A 4,668-nucleotide genomic window follows, 5' to 3' on the forward strand; every position below is an offset into this window, starting at 1 on the left:
CCAGCGTTCGCTGGGGTGAGGCAAGGCCGTTTGCGCGGCGCCGCCGCGCGGTATTGCCGAACGCCCGGCGCGCTGCGCCGGGCCGGGGCGCCAAGGAGGGAGCCATGAAGCACCCTTGTGTGTACATGCTGGCCAGCGACCACCACGGCACGCTTTACGTGGGGGTGACTTCAAACCTTCTCACTCGTGTCTGGCATCACCGGAACGACGTGACGGAGGGTTTCACGCGCAAGTACGGTGTCCATGACCTCGTGTGGTTCGAATCTCACGAGAGCATGGCGCCCGCCATCCAACGGGAGAAAGCCATCAAGGCGTGGCGGCGCGAATGGAAGATCCAGCTGATCGAGGAACGCAATCCGCGGTGGCTGGACCTGTACCCCACACTTCTCCAGCAGGCACGCAAGCATTGCATCGCGGTCTTGCCGAACGCCCGGCGCGCCGAGCCGGGCCGGGGCGCCAAGTCCAATGCGAAGGCTGGATCCCAGCGTTCGCTGGCATGACGTTCAAAGGCAAACGCGAAAGCCCATGGTCCGGTCGTGCGGGATTCGCCCCAGCCACACGGCTGATAAAGTGGACCCGAACGCCAACGACGCGCGCGCCCGTCCCGACCCATTCCATGGACCGACTGCAGCGCCTCGCCTTTCCAGGATCCTGAGCATGAGCCTCCCTACGACATTCAACGCCTTCCGCATCCACGACGACGACCAGGGCTACCGCAGTGGCATCGAGCGCGTGTCGCTCGACGACCTGTCGCCGGGCGAGGTCGTGGTCAAGGCCGCTTACTCGTCGGTCAACTTCAAGGACGCGCTGGCCGGCACCGGCAAGGGCAAGATCCTGCGGCGCTTCCCCCTGGTCGGGGGCATCGACGTGGCAGGACATGTCGTGGCGTCGACCGATCCGCGCTTCCGCGAGGGCGACGCCGTGCTGACCACCGGTTGTGGGCTCAGCGAGACGCGCGACGGCGGATACTCCGAGTACGTCCGCCTGGAGGGCCAGTGGGTCATCGCGCTGCCCGACGGCCTGGACCTGCGCGAGAGCATGGTCCTGGGCACCGCCGGCTTCACCGCCGCGCTGGCCCTGCTGCGGATGACCGAGAACCGGCAGACGCCCGACCTCGGCCCGCTCGCGGTCACCGGGGCCACCGGTGGCGTGGGCTCGCTGGCGCTGGACATCTTCAGCCGCGCCGGCTTCGAGGTCCATGCCGTGAGCGGCAAGACCGACCAGGCCGACTACCTCAAGGCGATCGGGGCCACCGAGGTGGTCGGCCGCGACGCGCTGGCGACCACCCGGCCGATGGAATCCACCCGCTTCGGCGGCGGCCTCGACAACGTCGGCGGGCCCATGCTCGCCAGCCTGCTGGCGCAGACCGCGCCCTACGGCAACGTCGCCAGCGCCGGTCTGGCCGCCTCCCACGCGCTGGACACCACCGTGATGCCCTTCATCATCCGCGGCGTGTCGTTGCTGGGCGTGGCATCGGCCGGGACCGCCCGCGACATCCGCGAGACGGTCTGGCAACGCCTGGCCAGCGACTGGAAGCCACGCCACCTGGACCGCATCTGCACCCGCGTGGTGGGCCTGGCCGGCCTGCCCGGGGTGTTCGACACCATGCTCGAAGGGGGCTCGTTCGGCCGTACCCTGGTGGACTTCCAGGCGGCCTGAGCCGCCACCGGTCGATTTTGGCGCGAATCAACTTGCGGAGTGCCCCGCCCCGGATACAATCGTCTTCAGGTTATTGGGGGAACACCATGGCGCGTATCCTGATCGTCGACGACTCTCCGTCCCAGCTGATGGGCATTCGTCGCATTGTCGAAAAGCTGGGCCACGATGCGGTCACCGCCGAAGACGGCGCTGCCGGCGTGGAGGCAGCCAAGCGCGAGCTGCCCGACCTGGTCCTGATGGACGTGGTGATGCCCAACCTGAACGGGTTCCAGGCGACCCGCTCGATCTGCAGGGACGCGACGACCAAGCACATCCCCGTCGTGCTGGTGACGACCAAGGACCAGGATACCGACCGCGTCTGGGGCATGCGCCAGGGCGCCAAGGCGTACATCACCAAGCCCTTCAGCGAGAACGACCTGGCGGAAGTCATCGGCCAGTTGATCCCCAACTGAGCGTCGCCTTCCTCCGACATGGAAAAGCCCCGGCCTGGCCGGGGCTTTTTCGTTGCCGGCAACCGGCTCAGGCGCGGCGCCAGTCCTCGCCGAAGGCGTCGCGCAGGGTGGCGTAGGCCTCGCGCTGTTCGTCGGTGGCGGGCCGCGGCGCAAGCACCTCCAGTTCGACGATCTGGTCGCCGTCGGGGCTGCCGGGCAGGCCGCGTCCGCGCAGGCGAAGCTTGCGCCCGGCTTCGGAATCGGGCGGGATCTTCAGCTCCACCGCGCCGCCCAGGGTGGGCACGCTGAGCGTCGCGCCCAGCGCGGCCTCCCAGGGCGCCAGCGGCAGGACGTGGATGACATTGCGGCCGTCGACCTCGAACTGCGGGTGCGCGGCGTATTCGATTTCCAGCAGCAGGTCGCCCGCGCCGCCCTGTCCTGCGAGGCGGATCACCTGGCCCTCGCGGATGCCCTTGGGCACGCGAACGTCGAGGGTCCTGTCGTTGACCGATATTCGAACGCTGTTGCCGGTGTAGACCGTTTCCAGCGATACGGCGAGCTTGGCGCGGGTATCGCGCGGCGGTGCGGGACCGCGCCCCATGCCGGGGCCGGGACCCGGGCCACCGGGGCGGCGGCCGCGACCGAACAGGCCTTCGAAGAAATCGCTGAAGCCGCCGCCGGCGCCACCGCCGGCGAAGATCTCCTCGAAGTCGACGCCGCCGTAACCGCCCCCGCCGCCGAAGCCGCCGGGCGGCGGCTGCACTTCGTCGCCCGGACGGTAGCCGCGCGCGCGCAACTGGTCGTAGGCCTTGCGCTTCTCGGGATCGCGCAGGGCCTCGTAGGCTTCATTGACCGCCTTGAACCGCTCCTCGGCATCGGCTTCCTTGCTGACGTCGGGGTGGTACTTGCGGGCAAGGCGACGGTACGCGGTCTTGATCTCCGCGTCGCCCGCGCCCGGCTCGACGCCGAGAATCTGGTAGTAATCCTTGAACTGCATCCGGGTCTCCCATGCCGGCCGGCCGCGAGCGGCGGCGACCGGGCTTCCAAAATCCGTCGATGCGCGGCATCGGCCGGGCGCATCCCGAGGCGCCCATCCTACCGACCCGTCGCGAAAACGAGGTCATCACACAGGTAGGCCCGCGGACGCCCGCTTTCAAGTCGGGCATGACCAACGGACGATGGGCCTTCACGTCCCAGCGCCTACACTGCCAGGCTCCCGCCTCCCCCAGCAGGTACCTTGCATGAGCATCCAGATCGGCGACACCCTTCCCGACGTCGTGGTCCAGCGCGTCGGCGCGGAAATCGAACCCGTCCAGTCGCGCGCGGTCCTCGGCGGCGCCCGTGCGGTGCTGTTCGCGGTGCCGGGGGCGTTCACCCCGACGTGTTCGGAAAAGCACCTGCCCGGCTTCGTCGAGCATTTCGGCTCGTACCGCGACAAGGGCATCGACGTCGCCTGCCTCTCGGTCAACGACCCGTTCGTGATGCAGGCCTGGGCGCAGGACCAGAACGTCCCGGAGGGGCTGTCCATGCTCGCCGACGGCAACGCCGACCTCACCCGGGCGCTTGGCCTGGAACTCGACGCCACCGGCTATGGCATGGGCATGCGCGCCAAGCGCTTCGCCCTGTACGCCGAGGACGGCGTGGTCAAGCAGCTGTTCGTCGAAGCCCCGGGCGAATTCCGGGTGTCCTCGGCCGAACACGTACTGGCGGAGATCGACTGAGCGATGGCCGGGGACGCCCCGGACGCCGGGTCGCTGCGCATCAGCACCGACCCGGCCAAGCTCGACGTCGACCTGATCCACCACTTCCTCGCCACGCAGAGCACCTGGGCGCGCGGCATTCCCCGCGCGCTCGTGGAAACCTCGATCCGCCACTCCCTGTGCTTCGGCGGATTCCTCGGCGAGGGCCAGGTCGCGTTCGCCCGCGTGATCACCGATCGCGCGACCTTCGCCAACCTCGTCGACGTCTTCGTGCTGCCCGCCTTCCGCGGGCGCGCCTACGCGACCGCGCTGATGCAGGCCGTGGATGCCCATCCCGACCTGCAGGGCCTGCGCCGCTTCACCCTGGCGACCTTCGATGCCCATGCGCTGTACCGGCGCCACGGCTTCACCTCCCCGGCGGCACCGGCGACGCTGATGGAACGCTACGTGCCCGACATCTACGCGCGTATCGCCGGCACCGACGCCGCCGAAGCAGGGCCCGGGCACGCCATCGCCTGAGCGCCCCGCGCGCTCAGCGGCCGGTCGGGGGCAACACCCGGAACTCGACGCGGGCCCAGGCCCCGGTCTCCGCCAGTGCCGTGAGTGTGTGCGTGCCCGGCTCGCCGAAGTCGTGCTCGAAACGCCCGCCGCCCACCGACTCGCCGACGAGGCGACCGTCGAGCAGCCAACGGATGCGCGCGTCGCTGCCGACCGCACGCAGCGACAGCCGGAGCCCACGCGTCGCTCCGGGCGCAGCCGCCAGGGTCGCGCGGTCGTCCAGCCCTTCGATGGCCAGGTGCTCGTGGCCGCTACGCCCGTCGTCCACGCAATCGGCGGCCAGCGGCGGCAAGGCGGCCGCGCGTCGCTCGGCGCTCGTC

6 protein-coding genes and 1 pseudogene are annotated in these 4,668 nt (G+C 69.9%); 5 read left to right on the plus strand and 2 right to left on the minus strand.

Translation table 11 applies throughout. The annotated features are described in order from the left end of the window. The 3 genes from FKV25_RS16620 to FKV25_RS06610 all read left to right on the plus strand — a co-directional run. Positions 1-500, plus strand: a 500-nt coding sequence (locus FKV25_RS16620; protein WP_342777165.1) for a GIY-YIG nuclease family protein, incomplete at its 5' end; no start/stop codon positions are given. 157 nt (positions 501-657) lie between these two features. After that, positions 658-1,659 (plus strand): YhdH/YhfP family quinone oxidoreductase, encoded by a 1,002-nt coding sequence (locus FKV25_RS06605; RefSeq protein ID WP_141518000.1) that lies wholly within the window; start codon positions 658-660, stop codon positions 1,657-1,659. Positions 1,660-1,745: 86 nt separating this feature from the next. Then, entirely contained in the window at positions 1,746-2,111 is a 366-nt protein-coding gene (locus FKV25_RS06610; protein ID WP_141518001.1) for a response regulator, read from the plus strand. 67 nt (positions 2,112-2,178) lie between these two features. Here the strand turns inward: FKV25_RS06610 and FKV25_RS06615 are convergent, their stop codons facing one another. Next, the gene (locus tag FKV25_RS06615; RefSeq protein WP_141518002.1) at positions 2,179-3,087 is read right to left on the minus strand and encodes a DnaJ C-terminal domain-containing protein; all 909 of its coding nucleotides are present in this window, start codon (positions 3,085-3,087) and stop codon (positions 2,179-2,181) included. 244 nt (positions 3,088-3,331) lie between these two features. Here FKV25_RS06615 and FKV25_RS06620 point away from each other — a divergent pair, with 244 nt between their 5' ends. Both FKV25_RS06620 and FKV25_RS06625 read left to right on the plus strand, forming a co-directional pair. Continuing rightward, positions 3,332-3,811 carry a peroxiredoxin gene (locus tag FKV25_RS06620; protein WP_141518003.1) on the plus strand — a complete coding sequence of 160 codons (480 nt, stop codon included), beginning with the start codon at positions 3,332-3,334 and terminating at the stop codon, positions 3,809-3,811. Positions 3,812-3,814: 3 nt separating this feature from the next. Next, complete coding sequence (locus FKV25_RS06625) at positions 3,815-4,309, plus strand: GNAT family N-acetyltransferase (RefSeq protein WP_141518004.1); 495 nt, start codon at positions 3,815-3,817, stop codon at positions 4,307-4,309. Positions 4,310-4,322: 13 nt separating this feature from the next. Here the strand turns inward: FKV25_RS06625 and FKV25_RS06630 are convergent. Continuing rightward, positions 4,323-4,668: pseudogene (locus tag FKV25_RS06630) on the minus strand (penicillin-binding protein 1C); the annotation flags it as partial.

It is taken from the genome of Marilutibacter aestuarii, assembly GCF_006546775.1.
Taxonomy (GTDB): Bacteria; Pseudomonadota; Gammaproteobacteria; order Xanthomonadales; family Xanthomonadaceae; genus Marilutibacter; species Marilutibacter aestuarii.